At 62.6% G+C, this 26,513-nt stretch carries 21 protein-coding genes and 1 other RNA gene; 12 read left to right on the top strand and 10 right to left on the bottom strand.

From position 1 onward, the window contains the following. Nucleotides 1–125: 125 nt before the first annotated feature. Together HDEN_RS13565 and HDEN_RS13560 are read right to left on the bottom strand one after the other, a co-directional pair. A complete protein-coding gene (locus HDEN_RS13565; RefSeq protein ID WP_244466256.1) occupies nt 126–647 on the bottom strand; it encodes an S-adenosylmethionine decarboxylase family protein in 522 nt (173 codons plus the stop codon). 308 nt (nt 648–955) lie between these two features. Beyond that, nucleotides 956–3,235 (bottom strand): AsmA family protein, encoded by a 2,280-nt coding sequence (locus tag HDEN_RS13560; RefSeq protein ID WP_245256645.1) that lies wholly within the window; start codon nt 3,233–3,235, stop codon nt 956–958. A gap of 189 nt (nt 3,236–3,424) precedes the next feature. Between HDEN_RS13560 and HDEN_RS13555 the strand changes: the two genes are divergently transcribed. Together HDEN_RS13555 and HDEN_RS13550 are read left to right on the top strand one after the other, a co-directional pair. Continuing rightward, nucleotides 3,425–4,168 carry a pentapeptide repeat-containing protein gene (locus HDEN_RS13555; RefSeq protein WP_245256644.1) on the top strand — a complete coding sequence of 248 codons (744 nt, stop codon included), beginning with the start codon at nt 3,425–3,427 and terminating at the stop codon, nt 4,166–4,168. 89 nt (nt 4,169–4,257) lie between these two features. Then, nucleotides 4,258–5,004 carry a thermonuclease family protein gene (locus HDEN_RS13550; protein WP_013216696.1) on the top strand — a complete coding sequence of 249 codons (747 nt, stop codon included), beginning with the start codon at nt 4,258–4,260 and terminating at the stop codon, nt 5,002–5,004. An 8-nt stretch (nt 5,005–5,012) separates the two neighbouring features. Here the strand turns inward: HDEN_RS13550 and HDEN_RS13545 are convergent, their stop codons facing one another. The 8 genes from HDEN_RS13545 to HDEN_RS13510 all read right to left on the bottom strand — a co-directional run bounded on the left by HDEN_RS13545 (nt 5,013) and on the right by HDEN_RS13510 (nt 17,291). After that, the gene (locus HDEN_RS13545) at nt 5,013–6,740 is read right to left on the bottom strand and encodes a saccharopine dehydrogenase family protein (RefSeq protein ID WP_013216695.1); all 1,728 of its coding nucleotides are present in this window, start codon (nt 6,738–6,740) and stop codon (nt 5,013–5,015) included. A 54-nt stretch (nt 6,741–6,794) separates the two neighbouring features. Beyond that, nucleotides 6,795–8,603 carry an OmpA family protein gene (locus HDEN_RS13540; RefSeq protein ID WP_013216694.1) on the bottom strand — a complete coding sequence of 603 codons (1,809 nt, stop codon included), beginning with the start codon at nt 8,601–8,603 and terminating at the stop codon, nt 6,795–6,797. Between the two features lie 158 nt (nt 8,604–8,761). Next, entirely contained in the window at nt 8,762–10,393 is a 1,632-nt protein-coding gene (locus HDEN_RS13535; RefSeq protein ID WP_013216693.1) for an ABC transporter ATP-binding protein, read from the bottom strand. Continuing rightward, entirely contained in the window at nt 10,393–11,604 is a 1,212-nt protein-coding gene (locus HDEN_RS13530; protein WP_013216692.1) for an ABC transporter permease, read from the bottom strand. Before HDEN_RS13530 ends, HDEN_RS13535 begins: the two co-directional genes overlap by 1 nt. A 5-nt stretch (nt 11,605–11,609) precedes the next feature. Continuing rightward, nucleotides 11,610–12,731: a microcin C ABC transporter permease YejB gene (locus tag HDEN_RS13525; RefSeq protein WP_013216691.1), complete on the bottom strand. Its 1,122-nt coding sequence runs from the start codon at nt 12,729–12,731 to the stop codon at nt 11,610–11,612. Beyond that, nucleotides 12,731–14,611, bottom strand: coding sequence for an extracellular solute-binding protein (locus tag HDEN_RS13520; protein ID WP_041921668.1), 1,881 nt, complete (start codon nt 14,609–14,611; stop codon nt 12,731–12,733). The genes HDEN_RS13525 and HDEN_RS13520 overlap by 1 nt, the downstream gene beginning before the upstream one ends. 28 nt (nt 14,612–14,639) lie before the next feature. After that, nucleotides 14,640–16,577: an extracellular solute-binding protein gene (locus tag HDEN_RS13515; RefSeq protein WP_013216689.1), complete on the bottom strand. Its 1,938-nt coding sequence runs from the start codon at nt 16,575–16,577 to the stop codon at nt 14,640–14,642. A 144-nt stretch (nt 16,578–16,721) separates the two neighbouring features. Beyond that, nucleotides 16,722–17,291 carry a c-type cytochrome gene (locus HDEN_RS13510; RefSeq protein WP_013216688.1) on the bottom strand — a complete coding sequence of 190 codons (570 nt, stop codon included), beginning with the start codon at nt 17,289–17,291 and terminating at the stop codon, nt 16,722–16,724. A gap of 169 nt (nt 17,292–17,460) precedes the next feature. On the opposite strand from HDEN_RS13510, the gene HDEN_RS13505 reads away from it, so the two are divergent. The 10 genes from HDEN_RS13505 to def all read left to right on the top strand — a co-directional run bounded on the left by HDEN_RS13505 (nt 17,461) and on the right by def (nt 26,445). Next, nucleotides 17,461–18,213, top strand: coding sequence for a 3-deoxy-manno-octulosonate cytidylyltransferase (locus HDEN_RS13505; RefSeq protein ID WP_013216687.1), 753 nt, complete (start codon nt 17,461–17,463; stop codon nt 18,211–18,213). A 54-nt stretch (nt 18,214–18,267) separates the two neighbouring features. Continuing rightward, on the top strand, nt 18,268–19,179 hold the full coding sequence (locus tag HDEN_RS13500) for a prephenate dehydratase (protein WP_013216686.1): 912 nt from the start codon (nt 18,268–18,270) through the stop codon (nt 19,177–19,179). Between the two features lie 5 nt (nt 19,180–19,184). Further along, nucleotides 19,185–19,937, top strand: coding sequence for a glucose 1-dehydrogenase (locus HDEN_RS13495; RefSeq protein ID WP_013216685.1), 753 nt, complete (start codon nt 19,185–19,187; stop codon nt 19,935–19,937). A gap of 351 nt (nt 19,938–20,288) precedes the next feature. After that, nucleotides 20,289–20,384, top strand: an RNA gene (gene ffs / locus HDEN_RS18020) — signal recognition particle sRNA small type. A gap of 111 nt (nt 20,385–20,495) precedes the next feature. Further along, nucleotides 20,496–22,349 (top strand): DNA polymerase III subunit gamma/tau, encoded by a 1,854-nt coding sequence (locus tag HDEN_RS13490; RefSeq protein WP_013216684.1) that lies wholly within the window; start codon nt 20,496–20,498, stop codon nt 22,347–22,349. 38 nt (nt 22,350–22,387) lie between these two features. Beyond that, nucleotides 22,388–22,708 (top strand): YbaB/EbfC family nucleoid-associated protein, encoded by a 321-nt coding sequence (locus HDEN_RS13485; RefSeq protein WP_013216683.1) that lies wholly within the window; start codon nt 22,388–22,390, stop codon nt 22,706–22,708. A gap of 119 nt (nt 22,709–22,827) precedes the next feature. Continuing rightward, a complete protein-coding gene (gene recR, locus HDEN_RS13480; protein WP_013216682.1) occupies nt 22,828–23,433 on the top strand; it encodes a recombination mediator RecR in 606 nt (201 codons plus the stop codon). A gap of 54 nt (nt 23,434–23,487) precedes the next feature. Then, nucleotides 23,488–24,885, top strand: coding sequence for an MATE family efflux transporter (locus tag HDEN_RS13475; RefSeq protein WP_013216681.1), 1,398 nt, complete (start codon nt 23,488–23,490; stop codon nt 24,883–24,885). A gap of 38 nt (nt 24,886–24,923) precedes the next feature. Next, nucleotides 24,924–25,898 (top strand): NAD-dependent epimerase/dehydratase family protein, encoded by a 975-nt coding sequence (locus tag HDEN_RS13470; RefSeq protein WP_013216680.1) that lies wholly within the window; start codon nt 24,924–24,926, stop codon nt 25,896–25,898. 31 nt (nt 25,899–25,929) lie between these two features. After that, entirely contained in the window at nt 25,930–26,445 is a 516-nt protein-coding gene (def, locus tag HDEN_RS13465) for a peptide deformylase (protein WP_013216679.1), read from the top strand. The last annotated feature ends 68 nt before the right edge of the window (nt 26,446–26,513 follow it).

Raw genomic sequence — 26,513 nt, 5'->3', positions numbered from 1 at the left:
GGCGACTACGCGCCTAGCGGTCGCTCCCCGAAAGAAAGCCGCTGAGCGCAACGACACTCATCCGCGCCGGGCGGCCGGCTCCCCGCAAGGGGAGTCGCCCGGCGCAAACAAAGAGTCTTTCTTTCTTAAGCCGCCTTCGCCTGGGCCCGCTGACGCTGGGTCTTGCGCGGCGCTTTCGCGATAACGCGCAATGCCGGCACGTCGAGGTCTGCCTGCGCCCGCTTGCGCTGGATGACGGCCTCGCGCGCCCCGAAGGCGTCCGCGAGAGCGAGCAAAGCCACTTCCGGCTTTACGCCCGCACATCCACGCGCGTCGACGGCCGCAAAGCCCGTCCGCGAGCATGCCTGCAGAGAGAGGTGCCCGGAACTCAGGAGCGCGACACCCGACACGCCGCCACCGGCGACGCGGTCAAGGTGGAGACTCTTGAGCTTGAGGCCCAGGGTCTCGACGGCACGCTTCGTCGCACGCTCGGCCGACTTGATGTCGTCGAGGCGCTTGGCGCCGTGGAGATCGATAAAGATCGTAGTCCCTGCAGTGTGTACGCTTCGATCGACGATCGGACTCGAAATCGAGTCCTGCACTTCCGCGTTGAACTCAGCGCGCGAGTGATCTTCCTTTTGGGCGGTGCTTGAACGAGTCAAGTCCATCCCCAATTGGAAGAGGGTGTCATTAAAGGCCATATGACCCTCCCCAACCAGTAGACAGGTTTGACTCGCCCGCTCCTTACCTCATTGGTTCTGGAAAACCTCGACCATGTTGGCAGGTGGACAGACGAGAGAGCGTGCATATGAGGCCTATGCCCCCCCTGCGCAAGATTTTTTTTGCCCCATGCCGAATTTTTTTTCGTCGTGGCGGCCCAGGAGCTTAACAAGATGTTTTGCAATTCGTGTCACGCGTCGTTTTGACGGACGAAGCGTCCGTTTTTGACGTCAGAATCGCGACAAAAATGACGTCGTTACTCCTGCTGTTTGCCGAAAAGCTTATTCAGCAAATTCTTTGCCGCCTTCTTCGTGTTGGCTTTGTCGCCGGAAGCGTCGCCATCGTCCTTGCCGAGCAGATCGTCGGCGATCTCGTTGACGCTTTTGCCTTTGTACTTCTTGCCAAGCTCCTTGATCGTGTCGACCGCCTTGCCTGGATCGGAAAGCACGCCCTTGAGATCGGGCCGGTAGCTCGGCCGATCCCAGGAGCCCGAGATTCTCACCGGCACTTCGATCCCGGTCTCCGTGGCGTTGCCGTCCTGGCCTTCGAGAGACGCCACGAGCTTGGGCTTAACGGTGTAGTCGACCGTCCGCTCCGGCATGTGGACGGTCCCCGCGCCGGAAACGCGCAGCAGCGGGCTCAGAAGCTGCAAATCCTGATTCTGCGCCACGCCGTTCGCGACGGTGAAGGAGGCGGCGAGCGCGCTGAAGTCGGTCTTCTCCGACGGCGACTTCTTCAGCCCCGAGAAATCGCCGTTCGCGAGGCCGTGCAGCGCGCCCGGCAGATTGAAGCCGACGACCGCGCCATCGGCGAACCGGAACGCGGCGTTGCCGTTCAGGTTTTCGACGAGCTGCAGCTGGCTCTGCCCGTTCGCGGCGAGGTTCAGCGCCACGTTGGCCTTGCCGGATAGCCATTCGAAATTCGCAGCATCCCTCAGGAAGGGCAGCGCCGACACGCCTTGCAGGTTGACGTTCGCGGCGAGATTGGCCGAGCCCGCCGAACCGTCGAGCGTCACGCTGCCTTTGCCGCGCCCCTGATACAACTCGACATCGTTGAAGTCGGCTCGCATCGCGGCGTCCTTCACGGCGATCGCCACCGACGAACGCCCGAGCGTCATGTTCTTGAAATGGATTTTCCCGGCGCTCGCGCGAATGTTGCCGTCGGCGACGTTGAGCAGCGTCAGATTGAGCTTTTCGCTCGACCACCCGGCGCGCTGGACGGCGCCGTAAACTTTCGCTCCCGGATTTTGGGCGGGCGCGTTCAGAAGCTTCTCAATCTCGTCTGGCTGCTTTGCACCGCCACCCGAGTTTGCGTTGGCCGGAGGCGCTGATGCGGGCGCGCGATCCGGTTCGCCCGCACTTTCCGTCGCGAGCACGCCGGTAACGGCGCTTGTGAGATAATGGTTGAGATCGAGTTCGGAGATCGCGAGATCCGCCTCGACGAACGGCCGGACGCCGCCTGTCGTGACCCGGATCGTTCCCTTTGCGACCGCGCCGTCGAGCCCGAACTGCGCATTCTGGAAATCGGTGACATTGCCGCTCGTTTTCAACGTGCCCTGGATCGACAGCGGCCCGAACCCGGAAACCGGAGGCAGCCGCGTGCCGAACCATTGCGCGAGCGCGCGTGCGGAGTCTGATTGCGCGTTGACCTGACCTTCGAGCGCGACGCCTTCGTCGAGCGTCACGCTACCGTCGTAGGATGCCGCCAGCACATCGTTCTTCGCTTTGAACTTGAGATGAGCCGCTTGCTGCAGCTTGAAATTGCCGACGTCGGAAACGGAGCCGTCGAAATTGAGCAGCTTATCGTGCCAGCCGAACTGGCCCGTCGCCGTCAACGGCTTGCTGAGTGAGGGAAGTCCGAGCTTCGCGTTGACGCCATGCACCTGCTCGGTTCTGCCGCTGCGTTCGTCAGTGAAGCGGAACGTGCCGCCTTCGATCCTCACGTCATCGAGCTTCAAATCATGAATTGCGATGCCGCTCTGCGCAGCGGGTGCAGCGTCCGCGGCAGCCATCACGAACGGCGCGACGTCGGCGCGCGTGCCTTGTGCCTGAAGCTCGGCATACCGCACCGGCTCCGGGCCTGACGCAAATTGCCAGTTCTTGCGTCCGTCCTTGTCGATGCGGAAATCGAACGTCGGGTTCCTGAGCACGAGCGACTGAATTTCTGCGCGACGGGACAGCAGCGCCGACGCGTTGATGCTGACGTCCAGCGCCTGCATCTGCGCGAGCTTGCCGTCCATGCCCGGCGGTCCCGACAGCGACACGTCTTTGAGCGAGATGCCGATCGCCGGATAGAACGTGAAAGACGCCGGTCCGGCCATTACGAGTTCGCGCCCGGTGCGCGAGCGAACTTCGTCGGCGATCCGCTGCCGGATGAAGTCACTCGGCGGATTGAACGCGAGATAGGCGACGCCCGCGCCGCCAACGAGAAGCACGAAGAGGAAGAAATAGACGATGCCGAGCAGGAGGCCGTTGCGCCGACGCGGCGGCGGAGGGGGCGGCCGCCGGCGCGGACCGGAACCGAGCGGCGCACGCACGTAGTCCCCCCTAGAGCCGGGAAACTGTGGAGGTGGCCCAGGAGGTTGCGGTGCCATTCAAATCCTCGGAATTCGGTTAGTAGCTGGTACGTGAAACTTCAGGCCATTATATGATCCGTCGCTTGGGCGTCGGACGTTTTTTTGCTCGGCGGAGGACGAATGTTGGTTGGGCGCAAAGCAATATTGTGGATGATCCTCTGCTGCGCGGTTCCGGCTGCTGTGCGCGCCGCCGATATGACCGCGCGACAGGTCACGGCCCTTCTGTTTGCCACACCCTCGGGCCAAACGCCCAATCTCTCGAACAAGGATCTTTCAGACCTCGATCTGAGCGGCCTCAATTTCAAAAAAGCCAAGCTCGACGGCGTCAATTTCTATGGTGCGGATCTGACGGGAGCCGATCTCTCCGGCGCGAGTCTCAAAGCCGCGCGCCTCGATCGCGCCACGCTGATCGGAACGGATCTATCGCGCGCCGACCTCTCGGGCGCCAGTATTCTAAGGCCGAATGTCTTTGTCGATATGGCGACGCCTCGCGCGCCGATCCTGTCGTTCCGAAACGCACGCCTGGTTGCCGCGCATCTGAACGGCCGGTTCGATTCCGTCGATTTCAGCGACGCTGATCTGACGTCGGCGACCTTCGGCCCACGCGATCCGCGCGAAGAGGTTTTGATCACGCCGATGGCGAGCCTCGCGGCGGCGAACTTCAGCCGCGCCAATCTGACGGAAGCCAATCTCAGCATGAACAGTCTCGAGCACGCAAATTTCCGCGACGCCAATCTGGCGCGAGCCAATTTGCGAGGCGCGCGGCTTGGCGGCGCGAATTTCTCTGGCGCGACACTCGACGGCGCCGATCTGACCGGCACGGCCACCGTCGGCGCCAACCTTTCCGAAGCTCGCGGCCTGCAATCGGCAATCGGCCTATCTGCAACCCGGTAAGCGACGGTTGTTATTGCAATATAAGATTGTATAACTCCGACACGAGTCCGCCCAGGTTGTGACACACGACTCACCGAGACTCGACGCCGATGAATGTTTTGGCGTCCGTCCTGTCCGTAAAACTCAGCCGCACCGGTCTCTCGGCCGGTGCGTTTTTCGCTGCGCTCGCGGTACTGCTTCTTGTGCCGGCGATTGCCGTCGCCGTGACCGGACCATCGGCCACCAACGATCCAGCGATCATCACCGGACAAGCCCAAGTCGTCGATGGCGATACGCTCGATGTCGGGCCGACGCGCGTCCGTCTCGAAGGCATCGACGCGCCGGAACTGGCGCAGACGTGCCGGACCGCGAGCGGCGAGAGCTGGGACTGCGGCAAGGTCTCGGCGGCGTTCCTTCGCTCTTTGGTCCAACACAAGGACCTGACCTGCGACCGAACCGGAAGCGATGTCTACCATCGAACGCTCGCGGTTTGCATCGAGGATGGCATTGACATCAACGAAGCAATGGTTCGCGCCGGCATGGCGTGGGCGTTCGTCAAATACGCGCGCACCTACGTGGACGTGGAAGCCGAAGCGCGCGCGCGACAGGCCGGAGTCTGGCAAGGCCCCGCCGAAGCGCCTTGGGACTTCCGACGCGCCGGATGGAAGGTCGCCGAAGCGACCGCGCCGGGCGGCTGCGCGATCAAGGGCAACATCTCATCGCACGGCCATATCTATCATATGCCCTGGAGCCCGTGGTACGGCCGCGTGAAGATCGACACCGCGCGCGGCGAGCGATGGTTCTGCTCGGAAGCCGAAGCGCTCGCCGCAGGCTGGCGTCCCGCGTCGCCCGACTGATCACCTGCTCACAGTTTGGCGGCTGCAACTTCGCTATCCTGGAAGTTTCGCGCCGATAAGATTTTGGGCTCGAGCCAGCCGCGATAATGCGCAAGCTGACCGATGAGCGGCAAGCCAATCGCGACGTCGAACCGGAAGCGACCGCGCTCGTCGACGAATTCGCGCGTGTTCGATTTCGGCGCGAGAGCGCGCGGAAGCGCGATCGGACCGAGACGCCACCCGATGACCGGCATTTCGATCCGCTCGCCGACTGCTTTGATTGCGAGCAAAATCTTGAACGGCCCAAAGCGCTCCGAGACGACGTTGCCGCTTTCGTGCGTCAGGCGCGATGCGAAACGCTGCCCCGCGAAGTTTCGCGTCCAAGTCTCTTGCCCCGCGCGCCGGTCGACGCTGACGGTGATCGGAACGTCACGCCCGGCGGCAGGAAACCCGAACGCGAACCGGACGCATCTCGCCAGGAGATTGCGCGAAACATCGATGTCGGCTTTCCCGGCCCAGACCGGAACGCCGTCGTTGTCGTGGAAGGCACGCAACGGACGCGGTAGCGCGCGATAAGCGTCCGCTCCGCATGCTTCGGCGAATAAACTCGAACCTTGATCGTTGACGCTACTCGAACGCGATGTGCGCAGCGACGGTGCCGGCATTTCCGCTTCGATTGCATCCAACGAGAGAATCCCAACTGCGGGAGCGGCGCCGCTGGCAACCTCACCTTTGAGAAGGGCGCGAACCAACGCTAAAGCGGGCAATATCGGCACGTTCGGCCCCGCGCCTTGTTCAGCAATCAGCTTCCACTGCGCGCAAATCTGGCGGCCGTCGCCATCGAGGCCCGCGCAATGGACCGTCATGCCGCCGCGATCAGAAGCCGTCACGCTCGTCAGCTTCCGTGCGGATCGGAGAAGCGGCGCAAGCCGCCGCAAATCTCCGGCGACGCCGATCTGGCGAAGCTTCGCAAGGCAGAGCAGCCCGAACTGCTCGACGCGCGATTCAAGTCCGGCATAAAACGCCACCCGCGACGTGATCGCGAACCGCGCCGGAAGCAGATCCGCGTCAGCCGTCTCGACCGGCGACAGATAGCGAACTCCGAGCCCGTCAATGCGAGAGCGCCGCACGCTGCCCCATCCGGACGTCGCGGCGCGCTGGCCTTCCGCGAAAATCGCAACCGGCGATCCGGCATAACTCAAGATCGCGCCGATCACCGCCTCGCCGACGTCGCCTGCGCCGCCCGGTGTGATGGCAATATCGACGGTATCGATGCGCCGCCAGCCGCGCGTCAAACTCGCGACCACGGCATCCGAGAGCGCCGGCGTCGAACTCGCACCGGCCCGCGCCACCAATCCGCGACGGCGCGCTGGCTCGTCGAGCGCCGCTTCAAATCCGATAAGATAATCGCGCGCATCGGCAAGATCGATCCAGTGTGCGTCCATGCTGAGAACGGCGCGCGCCAGACTGTAATCCGCCGATTGGAATGGTCCCGACGCATCGATGACGAGCCACGGCGAGAGAGCCCGCAATCGCTCAAGGCTCGCAGGATCATTACGCACGAACGCAAGAAACGCCACGGACGCTGATGCGTGCGCCACCAGGATCGCTTCGGCCGCTTGTCGCGCCCGCGCCTCATCACGGGACGTCACGACAAGTGCGATCTGCGGAATGGTCGCCAGCCGCTCAGCCAGCCGCCGTCCGAAAAAGCCGGTCGCGCCGATCAGAACGACGCGACGCATCGGCTCGTCTTGCATGCTGCACACCGAATGAAAAAAAGGCGCACCGTTAAGATGCGCCTTTTTATGGGATCAGTATCTGTCCGGCCCGCCGGGGCCTGGTCCGCCGCGGTCGTCGGGCCCCTGGTCATAGCGCTCGTCGTCGCGGCGCGGCGGCGGCACGGCCCGGCCTGGCGGCTCATCTCCGCGTGCCAGCAGCGGCGTGATGCGCCGAACTGCAACGCGCCGGTTCAGACGTTCCGCAGCCTGCGTCGGTACCTTGAGATAGTCCTCGCCGTAACCCTGAGTGACGAGGTTCTCGAACGGCACCTGGAACTCTTCGGTCAGAACTTCCGCTACCGATTCCGCGCGCCGGTCTGAAAGCGAGAGATTGTCTTCCTGCGACCCGACCGCATCAGTGTAGCCTTCGATCATGAAGACCTCGTTCGGGTTGCGGGAAATCACGCGCTTCATCGCACGGGCGACACGTTCGAGCTTGCGATACTCGCCCGGATCGACCTCCCACGAGCCGAACTCGAAGTTGATGTCATCGAGGTCGATGCGGCGCATGCGATCGCGCAGCGTCGCCGTGGCGCGGATTTCGTCCAGCGTATAGCGATCGCTGAACTCGTCCACCGGCGGCGCGCTCAGAGCGTCATAGACGGCCTCGTCGCTCGCGCCTTCGTACTCGACGATGTACTGGTCGCGCGGGATACGAACGCGCGGTGGCGGCACATCGAGCATGGAGTTGAGGATGGCTGCGCCAGCCACCACGCCGATGCCAATCCCGACGCCCGCCGCGATATCACGGCCTCTGACGCCGCGGCGATCGCGGTGCCGGTTGTCGATGATGATCACATCGCGACCGTCAGGCCCGCGCCGGTAGCGCCGGAGCAGACGTCCGTTCGCATCCGTCTCGGAATAGATCTTGACGTTGCCCGGCCGGTCGATGACGGCGATGTTCGTGCCGCTGCGGCCCTTCTCGAAACGCGCATTTGGAGCAACGCGACGCAGACGTTCGGTCTCGTCATGCTGAATGACGAAACGATTGTTCTGCTTGAAGATCGTCCGGTTGCCGGGTTCCTTGATCTCGACGCCGCCGCCCGAAAGAGTTTTCTCGGTCCGCTGCTTGCGCAGGTTGTCGAAACGCACGCGCGCGTCAGCGGCTGACGGCGGCCGTGGAAGATTTCTGGCGCGATCCGCGGCTGCGCCGAAGCCGCCGACCGATGGCCTCGGTCGATCGCCCGGCCTGAAGCCCGGTTGATTGCCGGTTGGCGAAACCGTGTTCGGAGCCGCGCCTGGGCCAGCATCGGGCCTGCCTCGAGAGTCGGGATTCCGATCGCCGATCCGCTTGTTATCCCGCGAGCCGCGATCAGGATTGAAACGATCCGGTCCGCGGTCCTTGGAGAACGTGTTCGGAGGGGGAGGCGCCGTTTCTTTCGGAGCGGCGTTGTTGACGGGCGGAGCTTCTTGAATGCGCGGCTGTTTCGTAAACGAAGGCTTGTTGCCATCTTCGTTTCTACCTGGCGCAAGCGCCGGCTTGTTTGGCTGCTGAGCGTTGTCGAAGCCCTGATTGCGCTGTGGCCGTTGCGGCTGCCCGAACTGACCTTGCGGCTTCATCTCCTGCTGGCCGCCGCCACGTCGCTCCTCACGCGGCACTTGCCCCTGGCGGTCGCCGCCGCGCCGGTTCTCGCGCTGCTCTTTGCCTTGCATGCCCGCGCCGCCACCACGGCCTTCCTCGCGCGGCGCGCGCCGTTCGCCGCCCTCGCGTCCGCGATGCTTTTTGTCCTGCTCCGTTGCTGCGTCGCCTTGCGGCGGTTCCGCGAAGGATACCGTCGGCACCATGACGAAGGCCGACAGGAGGGAAGCCGCTGCAACAGCCGCCTTTCGGTGCGAAATCATTGAGTTCCTCTCGAAGCGAAATCCGAAGCCATCGCACGCCGCCGACACGAATCGGCGCGCGAGGGGCTGACCTCGCGAGCAAAAGCGCGGTCGGTACGGCAATTCTGCGGCAGAGAGCTGTCCCTGGCCTGAATAATCGATATTAACCCAGGCCGAAGCTAAGTCGCGAGCGCCGCCCGATGCGTGACCTTGATGTCGAACGCGGCCGCGAGCAGCGCCTTCGTATAATCGTCTTTCGGATGATCGAAGATCTCCCGCGACGGACCTTCCTCGACGACTTTGCCGTTTTTCATCACGATGACGTAGTTGCACAAGGCCCTGACCACTTTGAGGTCGTGGCTGATGAAGAGATACGCAAGATCGCGCTTCTTCTGCAGGTCGCGCAGGAGATCGACGATCTGCGCCTGCACGCTCATGTCGAGCGCACTCGTCGGTTCGTCCAGCATGACGAACTTCGGCTTCAGCACCATCGCGCGCGCGATGGCGATGCGCTGCCGTTGCCCGCCCGAGAATTCGTGCGGATAGCGATCGCGCGTGGCGGGATCGAGTCCGACTTCCTGCAGCGCCGTCGCGACGCGCTCATTGCGGCCGTCCTCGTCGAGTTCGGGATTCTGAATGAGAAGCCCTTCCTCGATGATCTGCCCGATCGTCAGACGCGGCGACAGCGACCCGTAAGGGTCCTGGAAAACGATCTGCATTTCCTTGCGCAGCGGCCGCATCTGTTTGTTGGTGAGGCCGTCGATGCGTTTGCCGACGTAGGCGATCGCGCCCTCGGACGAGAGCAGCCGCAACAGCGCCAGCCCGAGCGTCGTCTTGCCGGAGCCGGACTCGCCGACGACGCCGAGCGTCTCGCCCGCGCGCAACTTCACCGAAAGGCCATCGACGGCTTTCACGTAATCGACCGTCCGCTGCAGCAAGCCGCGCTTGATCGGAAACCAGACCTTGAGATTATCCGTCTCGACGACGACAGGGCGGGACGTATCGACCGCTGGCGGCTCGCCCTTGGGCTCCGCTTCGATCAGATGCCGCGTATAGGAATGCTTCGGCGCGGTGAACACGTCTTCGGTATTTCCAGTCTCGACGATCTCGCCGCTCTTCATGACGTACACGCGCTCGGCCATGCGCCGCACGATTCCGAGGTCGTGCGTGATGAGCAGCATTGCCATGCCCATCTCTTTTTGCAGCGCTTTGAGCAGTTCGAGGATCTGCGCCTGGATCGTGACGTCGAGCGCCGTCGTCGGTTCGTCCGCGATCAGCAGATCGGGTTGATTGGCGAGCGCGATCGCGATCATCACGCGCTGTCGCTGGCCACCGGAAAGCTGATGCGGATAGGCGGACAGCCGCTTTTCCGGATCGCGAATGCCGACCTTGGTCAGAAGCTCGACGACGCGCGCCCTGGTATCGCTGTCGGAAAGTTTCTGGTGCAGCTTGATGATCTCGCCCACCTGCACCTCGATGGTGTGCAGCGGATTGAGCGTCGTCATCGGCTCTTGGAAGATGATCGAAATGCGCTTGCCGCGGATGCTGCGAAGCTGCGCTTCGTTGGCTTTCAGAATGTCCTTGCCCTCGAACAGGATCTCTCCCGTCGGATACGAGGCGGATGTCGGAAGAAGCTGCAGGATCGACATCGCGGAAACGGTTTTGCCCGATCCCGACTCGCCGACGAGCGCGACGATCTCGCGCTTGTCGATATGAAACGAAACGTCCTTGACGACGCGCGTCGCCTCCGCGCCGTCGCCGAAAGCAACGGAGAGATTGCGCACGTCCACGAGCGGGGCGGTGTCGGCCATTAATCTTTCCCCTGCATCCGGAACGTCTTGCGCGGGTCGAGCGCGTCGCGCACGGCTTCACCCATGAAGATCGCGAGCGAGAGAATGATCGATACCGCGACGAAGCCTGAAATGCCGAGCCACGGCGCTTCGAGATGCTTTTTGCCTTCGAGCAGCAGCTCACCCAGCGACGGCGATCCTGGCGGCATGCCGAGACCGAGGAAGTCGAGCGCCGTCAGCGCCGCGATGCCACCCGACAGTTTGAACGGAAGGAACGTCAGCGTCGCGACGGTCGCGTTCGGCAACAGATGCTTGAAAATGATCTGCCAGTCCGAAAGCCCGAGCGCCCGCGCCGCGCGCACGTATTCGAGATTGCGGCCCCGCAGGAATTCCGCGCGCACGAGCCCGACGAGCGACGTCCAGCTGAAGATCATCAGGATGCCGAGCAGCGTCCAGAAACCTGGAATGAACAGCGACGACAGGATCAGCAACACGAACAGCTCTGGGATCGAGTTCCAGATTTCGAGCAGTCGCTGAAAGATGAGGTCGACCTTGCCGCCGAAGTATCCTTGCACCGCGCCTGCGATGATGCCGAACGCCGAGGAGACGATGGTCAGGATAAGTCCGAACAGAACCGAGATCCGGAATCCGTAAATGACGCGCGCGACGACGTCGCGTCCCTGGCTGTCGAGCCCGAGCCAGTTGGTATTCCCAAGCTCATGGAAGCGCGCCAATTGATCCGCTGGCGCATCGCAGAGCTTCATCGACGACGACCACGGCGGCGGCGACGGATATCCGAGACAAATGCCGCCCGTGCCGATGCGGCCCGGATAATCCTTGTTGATCGTGTCGTAGGAATACCGGATCGGCGGCCAGATCATCCAGCCGTTGGCTTTGATCTCGTTGGCGATGTCAGGAGTTCTGTAGTCCGTGACAGCGAGGAACCCGCCGAACTTCTCTTCCGGATAGTCGACGAGAACGGGAAACAGGATTTCGCCCTTGTAGCTGACCATCAGCGGCCGGTCGTTGGCGATGAATTCCGCGAACAGCGAAACCAGGAACAGTCCTGCGAAAAGCAGGAACGAGCGATAGCCGAGCTTGTGCGCCTTGAAGCGCGCGAGCCTGCGGCGGTTGACGGGCGACAGATGAAACCGCCGCTTGAACCGCTGCCAGCGCGTTGTTGCGACGGGCGCGGTGCTTTCGATCGGAGAGCTTTCGGTTTTCTGGTCCATCCGGCTCAAACCTCGCGCGTCTCGAAATCGATGCGCGGATCGACAAGGGTGTAGACGAAGTCGGAGAGAATGCCGACGAACAGCCCGACCAGCGAGAAAATAAAGAGCGACGCGAATACGACCGGATAGTCGCGCTTCTCGATGCTTTCGAACGACAGCAGCCCGAGCCCATCCAGCGAGAAGATCGTTTCGATCAGCAGCGCACCGGAGAAGAAGGCGCTGATGAACGCCGACGGAAATCCGGAAATCACGAGCAGCATCGCGTTGCGGAAGACGTGCCCGTAAAGCACCTGATTTTCAGTCAACCCCTTGGCGCGCGCCGCCACGACGTACTGCTTGCGGATTTCATCAAGGAAAGAGTTCTTCGTTAGGAACGTCATCGCCGTGAACGAGCCGACCGCCATCGCGATGATCGGCAGCGTCAGGTGCCAAAGGTAATCCGTGACTTTGCCGAACAGCGAAAGCTCATCCCAGTTGTCGGAGAACAGCCCGCGCGATGGGAACCACTGGAAGAACGAAGAACCCGCAAACAGAATGAGCAGCAGAACCGCAAACAGAAATCCGGGGATCGCATAGCCGATCACCAGCACCGCACTTGACCACGTATCGAACGGCTCGCCATCCTTCACCGCCTTGCGAATGCCGAGCGGGATCGAGATCAGATACGTCAGCAGCGTCATCCAGATGCCGAGGGAAATCGAAACCGGCAGCTTCTCCTTGATCAGCTCCAGCACGGACACGTCGCGGAAATAGCTCTTGCCGAAATCGAACGTCGCATAGTTCTTCATCATCAGGAAAAAGCGCTCATGCGCCGGCTTGTCGAAGCCGAACTGCTTTTCGAGGCTCTTGATGAAGGCGGGATCGAGCCCTTGCGCGCCGCGATACTTCGACGTGATCGCGTCGGCGCCTTGTCCGAGCTGTGCCGTCGCGGCATTGCCGCCGCCGAGCGCGTCGCCGCCTCCGCCGCCCATGCGGCTGATGATCGACGAGGAGTTCCCCGTCAGCTGCGCGATCATCTGCTCCACGGGGCCGCCGGGAGCAAACTGAATGATGACGAAGGAAAACAGCATGATCCCGAACAGCGTCGGTATCACGAGCAGCACCCGTTTCAGAAGATAGATGGCCATCAGGGCTTCGCCGGTTGCTGTTGTTGCGATTGAGTTTCGGGTTTGCCGGACGCCAGCGCCTCGGCTTTCTTCGCATCGAACCACCACGTATCGAGCACGCCCGCATCATATTTCGGCTGCACGTCCGGATGCGAATACTTGTTCCAATACGCGATGCCGTATGACGCCTTGTACCAGTGCGGGACCCAGTAATGTCCGGCGCGGAGCACGCGGTCGATGGCGTTGGTCGCATTGACGAGTTCGGCGCGTGATTTCGCGGCCGTCACCTTGTCGATCAAGCCGTCGATGGCCGGATCTGAAATACCCGCGAGATTGAACGACCCGTCGAGCTTGGCGGCATCCGATCCCCAATAGCTGCGCATCTCGATGCCCGGCGTCAGGCGAAGCGAATAGCGCTGCGTCGTCGCGTCGAAGTCGAAGGATTTGACGCGCCGCTCATATTGGCTCGGATCGACGAGGCGCCAGGAGGCGTTGATGCCGATGCGCTTGAGATTGTCCGTATAGGGAACGGTAATGCGCTCGAACGCGGCTTCGAAGTCGAGGAATTCGATCGTCAGCACCTCGCCCTTGGCGTTGTGCAGCATGTGATCCGCGCCGGGCTTCCAACCGGCTGCGATCAGCAGCTCCCGCGCCTTTTTGAGGTTGTCGCGATTGTTGCCGCTGCCGTCGGTCACGGGCGGCACATAAGGTTCGCCGAAGACTTCCGGCGACAGCTTGTCCTTGTACGGTTCGAGCAGCGCCAATTCTTCCGGTCGCGGCGCCCCGGTCGCCTTCATGTCGGAATTTTCGAAGTAGCTCGTTGTGCGCTTATAGAGCCCGTAGAACAGTTTCTTGTTCGACCATTCGAAATCGAACACCAGATCGAGCGCTTGCCGCACGCGCGGATCTTTGAACGCCTCGCGCCGCGTATTGATGAAAAATCCCTGCGCGCCGGATGGACGATTGTCGGGAAGCGACGTCTTGACCAGGCGGCCGTTCCGCACGGCGGGAATGTCGTAGCCCGTCGCCCACGAGACGCTGGAGAATTCCTCGCGAAAATCGATCTGCCCGGACTTCAGCGCCTCGAGTTCGATGTTCCGGTCGCGATAGTAATCGTAGCGGATCTCGTCGAAGTTGAAGCGCCCGCGATTGACCGGCAGATCCTTCGCCCAATAATCCTCGCGCCGCACGTAGGAAATGAACGTGCCCGGCTTGAAGTTCTTGATCCTGTAAGGACCCGACCCGAGCGGCGGCTTCAGCGACGTTTCCTCGAACGGCTGCGTCGTATAGTAGGCCTTGGACAGCACCGGAAGCTGCGCGACGGTGATCGGAAGATCGCGCGTCAGCGTTCCCTGAAACGTGTAGCGCACCGTCTCCGGGTCCAGCGCCTCCGCCGACACGACGTCGTGCAGCGGCTGCGACAGCGCCGGATGACCCTTTTCCTTGATCGTCTTGAACGAGAAGACGACGTCGTCCGCCGTGATCTTCGTGCCGTCCGAGAACTTCGCTTCGGGGCGCAGCTTGAACGTCACCGACATCCGATCCGGTGCAACGTCCGCCGACTGCGCGACCAGACCGTAGACCGCGTCGGGCTCGTCCATCGCGCGAACCATCAGCGCGTCGAAGAGCAAATCCAGACCTTGCGCCGAGTCGCCCTTCAAGATGTGCGGATTGAGATTGTCGAACGTGTTCGCGCCGCCGGTGCCGAGCGTAATGATCCGGCCGCCCTTCGGCGCATCCGCATTGACGTAATCGAAATGCTGGAAGTCGGCCGGATATTTCAGCTCTCCGAAAACGGAAAGCCCGTGGCGCGGTTCGGCGCCGGCAACGCTCGCAGTGAGCGGCAACAACAGCGCCGCCGCTACTGCGCTCAACGCCGCCAGTCTCGGCGTCGCAATCATTCGCATTTGAGAGAAGACCGGCACCGGATCATTTCGCCTTTGCTGTTGCGACGGCCTTCTGTTTGTCGGCATCGAGCCACCACACTTGCAACAACGAAGCCGATTGCGACGGCAACGTCTGCGGCCGGCCGAAGATATCCCAGTACGCAATGCGCTCATAAGGATAGTACCATTGCGGAACGACGTAGAAGTTCCACAGCAGCACGCGATCGAGCGCATGCGTGGCGGCGACGAGGTCGGCGCGATCCTTCGCGAACACGATCTTATCAATGAGCTTGTCGACGGCGGGATTCTTGATGCCGATGGTGTTGCGGCTGCCGGTCTTGTCGGCGGCGGCCGATCCCCAGAAGTCGCGCTGCTCATTGCCGGGCGAATTCGACTGCGCGAACGTGTCGACGATGATGTCGAAGTCTCGGTTGTCTTCGCGCTGCTTGTACTGCGCGTCGTCAACCGCCCGCACCGAAGCGTTGATGCCGATCGCCTTCAGGTTCTGGATGTACGGCAGAATTATATTCTGGAACGTGTCGCCGTTGATCAGGAACTCGGCGGTCAACTGCTCGCCCTTGTCGTTACGGAGCACGCGCGCCGTCTTGGCTGACGACAAACCGACCGCGCGCATCGCCTTGCAGAAAAATCCGCACGAGCCGTCGTCGGTTGCTTCGCTCTTGATTTGCCATCCGGCGGCTTCGAAAAGCTTCAGCGCATCCTGCTGATGCTTGCGATAATCGCCGTCCTTGTCGTTGACCGGATTTTTCCATTCCGTCGTGAAAACTTCCGGCGGAACCTCGGATTTGATCTCGTTCAGGATCTCGAGCTCGCGCCCCTCGGGCAAACCCTTGGACGCAAGATCCGAGTTCTCGAAAAAGCTGTTGAGCCGCACATAGGACCCGTAAAACAGCTTCTTGTTCGTCTCTTCGAAATTGAACAGCAGGTTGAACGCCTGCCGCACGCGCGGGTCCTGGAACTGCGCACGCCGCGTGTTGAACGCGAACGACTGCATTCCGGCGACGCGCTTCACCGGCAACGCCTCTTTCTTCACGAGGCCTTTTTTCAACGCATCGAAATCGTATTGCGCGGCCCACGCAGCGGCGCGGTTCTCCAGCCAGAAGTCGAGCTTGCCCGTCTTGAAATCTTCAAACGCCGGTGACCGGTCGCGGTAGTAGGTCACTTCGAGCGTGTCGAAGTTATATTGCCCGCGCATCACCGGCAGGTCTTTCGCCCAGTAGTCGGCGACGCGTTCGTACGTAATCCGCCGGCCCATATCGACCGACTTGATCTTGTAGACGCCGTTGCCGAGCGGAACCTCGACCGTCGTTTCGCCGAGGCTGCGCTGGCGTCCGTTGGCGTCCTTGCCTTCCCAATACGCCTTCGGCACGACGCTGATCTGGCCGACGATCATCGGCAGCTCGCGGTTGCCGGTCGAATCGAATGTGAACTTCACCTCGTGATCGCCGGTCTTTTCCGCCTTCACGACGTTCTTGTAATAAAACGCGTAGAACGGGTTGACCTTCTTGAACTCGTCGAACGAGAAAATCACATCCTCGGGCGTGATCGGCGTGCCGTCGTTGAACTTGGCTTCCGGCCGCAGCTTGAACGTCACGGACGAGAAGTCGTCCGGATAGGACGCGCATTCGGCGATCAGGCCGTATTGCGTTTCGGGCTCGTCGGGACTGTTCGCGAACAGGCTGTCGTAGATGAGGTTCAGACCGCCCGCCTTCACGCCCTTGTCGGAAAACGGATTGAGCGTATCGAACGTGCCGTCCGCCCACTGACGAAGCGTTCCGCCCTTCGGCGCGTCAGGATTGACCCAATCGAAATGCTTGAAATCGGCACCGTACTTCGGCTCGCCGATGAGCGAGATCGCCGGGTGGCACTGTGATTCGTTGGCCCGCGCTCCATTCGAAAGCGGCGGAGAACTGAGAAACGCCATGGCGGCAAAGGCAAACGACGTCAGGCGCATCCGCATTTTCGATTTCGACCTTTCTCCTCGGGCTCGAAAGCCTACCATAGCCTAGAGGCGCGGGGATAAGCCCACGCCGGATATGAAGCGACCCCGCCAACAGCTCGGCAGGGTCGCAAACTTTAGGTGGTATAGCGAGTTAACTTGCCGTCATTTTGGCAAGGGAACGGGCGTATCGGCAAGCGTTGCCAGATAAGCGAGCAGATCCGCTTCGTCGGTATCAGACGAGAGGCCCGCGAAAACCATTTTCGTTCCCGGAATGTAGGTTTTCGGGCTGTGGATGAATTTCGCCAGTTCCTCGAACGACCACTCGCCGCCCTTGGCCTTCATAGCATCCGAATAGGCGAAGCCTGGGAATGACGCCCGTTTACGATTGACCACATCCCAAAGGTTCGGGCCGACGGTCGCTTTCTTGTCCTTTTCGGCAACGTGGCAGGATGCGCACTTCTTGAAGGTCGCCTTACCGTTCTCGGCGTTGGCTTTGGGAAGCAGCGCGACGATCTTTTTCGCGGCTTCTTCAGGCGTTTCGGCTGCAGCCGGCGCCGCGCCACCTGGCGCTTCGGCACCACCGCCCTCGCTCGGAGCCGGAAGCGTAAAGCCCGGCTTGAACGCGCCATGGCCGACGTTCATCTCGATGATTGTCTTCGTCCCGAAGATCAGCAGCAGCGCGGAAAGAATCGCACCGGCGATCTTGGTGAACTCGAATTCGTCAATTCTCATTTCAAAGCCCCCGGATTTGGCCAGATGGTGTTACGCAAGTATAAGTGCGAAAGGAAAGTTCTATACAACTGGTACGAGTCCACCGGCAGAGGTATATAAGCTCACCTCTCTCATGCAAGCGTACAAACCATTTCGCACCTGCTAGGGTGGCGAGACAGTTTGTCACCGAATGATGATTCTTCAGCCAGTGTCCCACCATAATCTGATCGTTATTCCCGCCCGCATGCAGGCGACGCGCCTGCCCGGCAAACCGCTCGCCGACATCGCGGGCACCCCCATGATCGTCCACGTCTGGCGCCGCGCCGTGGCCGCCAACGCCGGAGACGTCATCGTCGCGACCGACAGCGGGGAAATCGCCGATGCCGTCACGGCCGCGGGCGGCAAGGCGATCATGACGCGCACCGATCATGCGTCGGGCTCCGACAGAGTTTTCGAGGCGGTGACGAAAGCCGATCCCGGCCAGCGCGCAGGTATCATCGTCAACCTGCAGGGCGACCTTCCGACGCTCGATCCAGATCTCGTTACGCGCTGCCTTGCGCCGCTTTCCGATCCCGAAGTCGACATCGCGACCCTCACGGCCGTCATCACCGAACCCGAGGAGCGCACGAACCCGAACGTCGTCAAGGTCGTCGGCACGCCGATCGCGGACGACCGTCTCCGTGCGCTCTATTTCACGCGCGCGTCGGCGCCGTCGGGCGATGGCCCGCTTTACCATCACATCGGCATTTACGCGTATCGTCGCGCGAGCCTCGAACGCTTCGTGTCGCTGCCGCCGTCGCCGCTGGAAAAGCGCGAAAAGCTTGAACAATTGCGCGCTCTCGAAGCCGGAATGCGCATCGATGTTGCGATCGTTGACACCGTTCCTCTCGGTGTCGATACTCCAGCCGATCTTGAGCGCGCCCGCAGTCTCATCGCGACATGATCCGTCCGCCTCTCACAATCCTGTTGATCTCCTAACCGTAAGCGCTGACACGCCATGCCGCATCGAACCGAGCCTGCCGACACGCCTGCCAAGATTTCATATCAGGGAGAGCCCGGCGCCAATTCGCATCTCGCGGCGCGCGAGGCTTATCCCGATCTCGAACCCGTCGCTTATCCGACCTTCGAAGATGCGCTGTCGGCGGTGAAATCCGGCGAGACGCGCTATGCGATGATCCCGATCGAAAACTCCGTCGCGGGCCGCGTCGCCGACATCCACCACCTGCTGCCCGACGCCGGTCTCTATATCGTCGCCGAGCACTTCCTGCGTGTTCGTCATCAGCTGATGGCGACGGAAGACGCGAGCCTCGAGACGATCAAGCGCGTGATGAGTCACACGCAGGCGCTCGGCCAGTGCCGTACGACGCTGCGCAGGCTCGGACTGAAGCCGGTGCCGGAAGCTGACACGGCAGGCTCCGCGCGCCTTGTCGCCGAACGCAACGATCCGACGACGGCAGCCATCGCCTCGCGCCTCGCCGCTGAAATTTACGGCCTCAAAATCCTGAAAAGCGACATGGAGGACGAAACGCACAACACGACGCGCTTCGTCATTCTGGCCAAAGATCCCGACGACGCCGAGCCTGGCAACGGCCCCGTCATGACGACGTTCCTGTTCCGCGTGCGCAACGTGCCGGCCGCGCTCTACAAGGCGCTTGGCGGCTTCGCGACCAACGGCGTCAACATGACGAAGCTCGAAAGCTATCAGGAAGAGGGCACGTTCAACGCCACGATGTTCTTCGCCGATATCGAAGGCCATCCGGTCGACCGGTCCGTGCAGCTGGCGCTTGAGGAATTGTCGTTCTTCTCGACGCAGATCACGATCTTCGGAACCTATCCCGCGAGCCCATTCCGCAAGGAAGCCGCCGAGCTTGCAGCCAGCGGCCAGATTCCGCTGAAGCGTTCGAGCTGATCCGCATGCGCCTCAAGGATAAAGTCGCGGTCGTCACCGGCGCAGCTTCGGGCTTTGGCCGCGGCATTGCGGAGTTGTTTGCAGCTGAAGGCGCGCGTGTCGTCATCGCCGACATCAACGGCGAGGCTGCCGCCGCGCTCGCTGCTGAGATCGGTCCGGGCCGCGCCATCGCGACGGCAACCGACGTCACCAAGCGCGCCGACGTGGATGCGATGATCGCAGCGGCCGCCGATCGCTTCGGCGGCGTCGACATTCTCGTCAATAACGCCGGCGTCACGCACAAGAACCAGTCGCTGTTGACCGTCAGCGAAGACGACTTCGACCGCATCTATGCCGTCAACGTCAAATCCATTTATCTGACGACGCTCGCCGTCGTGCCGGTGATGGAAAAGCGCGGCGGCGGTTCGATCATCACGACCGCTTCGACCGCTGGCATTCGTCCACGTCCGGGACTGACCTGGTACAACGGTTCGAAGGGCGCCGCGATCACGCTGACCAAGTCGATGGCCGCCGAACTCGCGCCGAAGAACATTCGCGTCAACGCCATCAACCCGGTCATCGGCGAGACCGGCATGCTCGAACAGTTCATGGGGCTGCCGGACACGCCCGAGAACCGCGCCAAGTTCGTCGCCGGAATTCCGCTCGGCCGCATGTCGAAGCCGTTCGATATTGCCAACGCCGCGCTATTCCTCGCCGATCCCGCCAGCGCCTTCATCACCGGCGTCGCCATCGAAGTCGACGGCGGCCGCTGCATCTGACGAGCGCCACCTTCATCTGACGATCCAAAAACCTTCACCTGGAAGTTGCCGACAGACGCCTTCCGCTTTCCCTTCCGTCAGGGGAGGGAAACCACACGTCCCAAACCAGCAGATGCACAACCACTTCCCCTCCCCTGAGGGGAGGGGTTAGGGGTGGGGTGAAGAACCAGGAGAAATCTCTCGGTGGAGCGTCTAGGTCCGCACCCCCAAAGCTCAGCGCAATCATTCGACGCCTCATCGGCTCTGCACCTGACGCGGTCATTCGGATACACACGTCGAACTGAATTCCAGCTGCAATGTCACAGCCCTAACACGGGGTTGTACTTCTCCGCCGTTCGCCCCATTATAGCCGTGGGCTGGCGACGGACGAATTCGTCGCCAACCGGGTCAGGTCCGGAAGGAAGCAGCCCTAACGATCAGAAGTCGGGTCGTTCGCCAGCCTTTATTGCTTGCGCGCCGGGGCCACGCGGCCCTTGGCGGCGCGGAATTTTTGGACAAGGTTCGGCGCGGGTCGCCTTGCTCCCTCGCCCCGCGGGCGAAAATATCGATCCGGAGATCATGGCGAAAAAGAAATCAGATGCGTCTGAGGGCGTGACGGGCTCGGCTGGTTCCGAAGCGCCGAAGCCCTACGTCGTGCTGGCGCGCAAATACCGCCCCGCGACCTTCGACGATCTGATCGGCCAGTCGGCGATGGTGACGACGCTTCGCAATGCCTTCGCGTCGGGGCGCATCGCGCAGGGCTATATGCTGACCGGCGTGCGCGGCGTCGGCAAGACGACGACCGCCCGCATCCTCGCCCGCGCGCTGAACTACGAAGCCCCCGATTCCGGCAATGGAGCCATCGACAAGCCCACCATCGACATGCCGGGCCTCGGTGTCCACTGCAAGGACATCATGGAAGGCCGTCATCCCGACGTGCTCGAAATCGACGCCGCCTCGAACACCGGCGTCGACAACATCCGCGAGATCATCGAAAGCGCGCAATATACTCCGCTCGTCGCGCGGACGAAGGTGTTCATCATCGACGAGGTTCACATGCTGTCGAAGGGCGCGTTCAACGCGCTGCTGAAGACGCTCGAGGAACCGCCCGCGCACGTCCGCTTCATTTTCGCGACGACCGAAATCCGTAAAGTCCCCGTCACCGTGTTGTCGCGCTGCCAGCGCTTCGATCTCCGACGCGTCGAGCAGCCTGTGCTTGCGGCGCACTTCAAGAAGATTTCGGAAAGCGAAGGTGCCGAGGCCGACGCCGATGCGCTGCAGCTCATCGCCCGCGCCGCCGAAGGCTCCGTTCGCGACGGCCTCTCGATTCTCGATCAGGCAATCGCGATGGGCGAGGGCCACGTCACCGCGGCGAGCGTGCGCGACATGCTCGGCCTCGCCGATCGCGGCCGCATCTTCGATCTCGCCGAAGCTATTTTCCGTGGCGATCTTCCCGCCGCGCTCAACGGCTTTGCGAGCCTGCATCGCGACGGCGCCGAAGCTTCCGAAGTCATCGGCGATCTCGCCGAGGCGGTGCATGCGATCGCGCGCGTCAAAGCCGTCGGCGAAGAACCGGCCGGCGAAAGTCTGACGGCGGAAGAAAAGAAGCGGCTGAGCGATCTCGCGAGCCGCCTGTCGATGCCGTACCTCTCGCGCGCCTGGCAGATGCTGATCAAAGGCCTCGAAGAAGTCGGGCGCACGCCGAACCCGGACGTTGCCGCCGAGATGGTCCTGATCCGCCTCGCGTACACGGCGGACCTGCCGACGCCCGATGAATTGATCAGAGGCCTCGGCGGCTCGGCAATGCCCGCACGCCGCCCGGCTTTGGCCCCCGCTGAAACGCGCACGTCGGACACGCGGCCGACCGTCAACACGACGACGACCGCTCCGCGTGCGGATGCGGAGCATGACGATCTCGCAACCGGCGACGTCTTCGATTTTGTCGGTGACGACGGCGAACTCGACGACGGCGACGCTCTCGACGACGATGAGCAGACGTCGCTCTCATCGGCGTCGCGACTGCCTGATCCGCGTTCGTTCGTCGACGTCGTGACGCTCGTCGGCGAGAAGCGCGACGTCAAACTCAAGATGCATCTTGAGAACGACGTCAGCCTCGTGAAGTTCGATGCGGTGGCGGGTTCGATCGATGTCTTCCTGCTGCCGGATGCGCCGCCCGAGCTTGCGAACGATCTTCGCGAGAAGCTTAATCTGTGGACGGGCCGGCGCTGGGTCGTTGTGCTTTCGAAAGACGCAGGTCAACGCCCGATCGGCGTCGTGCGCCGGGAGCGCGAAGCCGCCGAGCTTGAGCAGCTGAAGCAGCACCCCGCCATGCGCGCCGTCCTTCAAGCCTTCCCTGACGCGAAGATCGCGGAAGTGCGCCGCTTGCCCGGCAGAACGCTGGACGCCGACGATAAGGAAAGCGAAGCCGGCTGACGCCCTTCGCTGACAATTGCCGCAACGCAGAGGATTGCATGAAAGACCTGATGGGTATGATGAAGCAGATGGGCCAGATGCAGGCCCGTTTCAAAGAGATGCAGGAGGAGCTTGCGCGCGCCGAGATCGAAGGCCAGTCGGGCGGCGGCCTCGTTCACCTTACCGTTGACGGCAAAGGCGAGGTCAAGCGCGTCCGCATCGATCCGAGCCTGATGAAGCCCGACGAGGTCGAGATTCTCGAAGACCTGATCGTTGCTGCCGCCGCTGACGCGCGAGCCAAGGCCGATAGCGCGATGCAGTCGAAAATGGCCGAAATCACCGGCGGAATTCCGTTGCCTCCGGGAATGAAGCTGTTCTAGCCAAGTACACTTGGAACGTCGCCTCCCGCGTCATGGCCGCCCTCCGAGGCGGCCATCCAGTGCCAAGGACCAGCGGCCGTCCTGGCATTCTGAAAAGCGGTCGCATAAATAATCAGACGATGTCCCGGAAAATCGCAGGACCTGAAATCGAGCGCCTCGTGCAGCTCCTGTCGCGCTTGCCGGGGCTTGGACCGCGCTCGGCGCGCAAGGCGGTGCTGTCGCTTCTGAAGCGGCGCAACGATTTGCTGCTGCCGTTGTCGGACGCGCTCCAGCAGGCCGTCGAAAAAATTTCCGAATGCCCCGTCTGCGGCAATCTCGATACGGTTTCGCCGTGCAGCGTCTGCAGCGATCCGCGCCGCGATCAAAGCCTCATCGTCGTTGTCGAAGAAGTCGGCGACCTCTGGGCGCTCGAGCGCGCGAACATCGTCTCGGCGCGCTATCATGTGCTCGGCGGCCACCTGTCGCCGCTCGACGGCATCGGGCCGGAGCAGCTCAACGTCGCCAATCTTTTGGCGAGAGCTGCAGCCTCCGAAGTCAAAGAGATCCTGCTCGCTCTCAACGCCACCGTCGAAGGCCAGTCGACCGCCCATTACATTTCCGATCAACTCGCCGCGACCGATGTGACGGTCTCGCGACTTGCGCAAGGCGTCCCGATTGGCGGCGAACTCGATTATCTCGACGACGGCACGCTCGCTGCGGCTTTCAAAGCGCGGCGCAAGCTGTAGAACGGCGTACCACGAGAGCCAGCGCCGAACTGGCCGCCGAGGCAGAAAAACACGATGAGCAATATCGAAACGCCCCGGCGTTCCGCCCAACAGCAGCCGCGCTTTGTCACCGGCTCCCTGTTGCGCCACATTCTTGCGATGACAGGCGCGGGCGCACTCGGCCTCATGGCGATCTTCGTCGGCGACCTCGCCAACATCTACTTTCTTTCGCGGCTGAACGACGAAGCCGTCGTCGCGGCCGTCGGCTATGCGAGTTCGATCCTGTTCTTCGCGACCTCTGTCGGCATCGGACTGTCGATCGCCGCGACCTCGCTGGTTGCGCCCGCGCTGGGAGCCGGGCGGCGTATGCGGGCGCGGCGTCTCGCGACCAACGCGCATCTGCTATCGCTCATCGCATCAGTCGCGATCACGCTCGTGCTGTGGTTCGCGATCGAACCGCTGCTGGAACTGATCGGAGCCCGCGGCCGAACGCTCGATCTCGCCGCCCTCTATTTGCGCATCCTCGTGCCGACGCTGCCGGTGCTTGCGCTGGCGATTACGGCCTCCGCCGTGTTGCGCTCCGCTGGCGATGCGCGCCGTGCAATGTTCGTCACGCTGTTCGGCGCCATCGTCAACACGATCCTCGACGTGATCCTGATTGTCCATTTCGGCTTAGGCATCGAAGGCGCGGCGATATCCTCGCTGATCGCGCGCCTCGTGATGATGGGTATCGGCTTCTACAGCGTCTACAAGGTCCACGATCTTCTCGCGCGTCCGAAAATCGCGACGCTGGCGCAGGACACGCCCGCCTTCATTCAGATCGCCGGTCCTGCCGTTTTGACGAACATCGCGCCGGCCGTCGGCAACGGTTACGTGACCTACGCCATCGCAACCTATGGCGATGCGGCGGTCGCTGCGTGGGCGATCCTCGCACGTCTGACGCCGGTCGCCTTCGGCGCAATCTACGCGCTGTCCGGCGCGGTCGGCCCGATCATAGGACAGAACTTCGGCGCTCGCTCCTCCGAGCGCATGCGCGACGTGTTCACGTTCTCGCTGCTGACGATGACGGCATTCACCGGCATCGCATGGCTATGCCTCGGTGTCCTCGCCAACGAGATCGCGGCGCTCTTCAATGCCGGCGGCGAAGCGCGCGACCTGATCGTCTTCTTCTGCCGTTGGCTGTCGCCGCTGTTCGTGTTCATGGGCGCGTTGTTCGTCGCCAACGCCGCTTTCAACACGCTCGGCCGGCCGCATTTTTCGACGATGCTGAACTGGGGCCGGGCGACGCTCGGCACGGTCCCGTTCGTGCTGCTCGGCGGCAAGTTCTTTGGCGCGGCGGGCGTGCTCGCGGGCAACATGATCGGCGGCGTCGCCTTCGGTATCATCGCCACTTTTTCGGCCTACAAGCTGATCGATGCGATTGGAGAGACCTTCAAGCCGCCGCCAAATCCCGTGGCGCACGAGGTGATCTAGGTCTCTCGTTTGAGAACGCGCCGGAGGGGAACAGTCTGATGATGACCGCCAAGCCGCGAATTCTCGTCACCGGCGCTTCCGGTTTCATCGGACAGCATCTCGTCCGCAGGCTGTCGGAACGCGGCTATCTCGTGCGCGCCGCCGCGCGCCAGCCGGTCATCTTCGACGACCCGAATGTCGAGGGCATCGCGCTCGGCGACATGTCACGCTCGTTCGCGGCGGAATACGTCGTGCGCGGCGTCGATGCCGTCATTCACGCCGCTGGAATGGCGCATGCCCGGCCGGGACTTCCGGACGCCGCCTATACCGCGATCAACGTCGACGCCACGCGCCAGCTTGCCCGGGCCGCTCGCGCCGCGCGCGTCAAGCGCTTCGTGCTGATGTCATCCGTCCGCGCACAAGTCGGCGCCGTGCATGACGGCATCGTCACCGAGGACACGCCAGCCAATCCGACGAACGCCTACGGACGCTCCAAGATCGCGGCGGAAGCGCTGACCGCCGAACTGCTCGGTGGATCTAGCACGCAATGGACGGTTCTCCGGCCGGTGCTTGTGTACGGGTCCGGCGTCCGCGGCAACATGGCGACGCTAATGCGCCTCGCGGCCAGCCCCTATCCGTTGCCGTTCGCGGCCATGAAAGGGCGGCGATCGCTGCTGAGCATCAGCAACCTTATCGCGGCGATCGAACACGTGCTGCAGGCTGAGGCCGCCAGGGACGCGACATTCATCGTCGCCGACAGTGCCCCCGTTACGATCGCGGATATGATCCGGGCGTTGCGCAAGGGCCGCGGCCGGCCGTCAATGCTGGTGCCGATGCCGGAGGCTGCGATCGTGGCCGCGCTCCGGAAGGCCGGGAAGGGCGAAATCGCCGAGCTTCTGGGGGGCGACCTTATCGTTGACGCCGCCCGGTTAAGGCAAACGGGCTGGCAGCCCGCCGAAGCCACCGCCGACGCTCTGGCATCGGCCATGCGCGAGCGCGCCGCAGCGACGGATACGGACCGCACGCGCCATTGACCGCCGCCACGGCCTTCCATATGTGAGCGTCATGGCCATTCTACCGATCATAACAATTCCCGATCCCGTGCTCCGCAAGATCTCCGATCCCGTCGAGCGCGTTGACGACGCCGTCGTCAAGCTGATGGATGACATGCTGGAGACGATGTACGACGCGCCGGGCATCGGCCTCGCCGCCGTGCAGGTCGGCGTGCTGAAGCGCGTCCTCGTCGTCGATGCTGCGGAAGACGGCGCACCGCACAACCCGATCGCGATGGCGAACCCGGAGCTTGTCGCGCTCGGTTCGACGACCCGGCTGCACGAGGAAGGCTGCCTCTCGATCCCCGACGTGCACGTCGAGATCGAACGTCCGGCGAGCGTGACGGTTCGCTACATCGATCGCCACGGCAAAGAGCAGGAGCTCGCCGCCGAAGGCTTGCTCGCAACCGCCGTTCAGCACGAGCTCGACCACCTCGATGGGCAGCTCATCATCGATTTCCTGTCGCGCCTGAAACGCGACATGGTCATCCGCAAATTCAAGAAACAGGTACGCGAGGCGCGGAGCTAACGAGCCCCGCTCGCCTCGTAAGTGCGGTGCGAGCGGACTGGCGACGCCGATCCTTCGCGCGCAAGTGA

Origin of the sequence: Hyphomicrobium denitrificans ATCC 51888 (assembly GCF_000143145.1) — a bacterium.
In the GTDB taxonomy this organism is placed as follows: domain Bacteria; phylum Pseudomonadota; class Alphaproteobacteria; order Rhizobiales; family Hyphomicrobiaceae; genus Hyphomicrobium_B; species Hyphomicrobium_B denitrificans.
The sequence above is the reverse complement of the archived record's forward strand: the minus strand, read 5'-3'. Positions and strand labels throughout refer to the sequence as shown.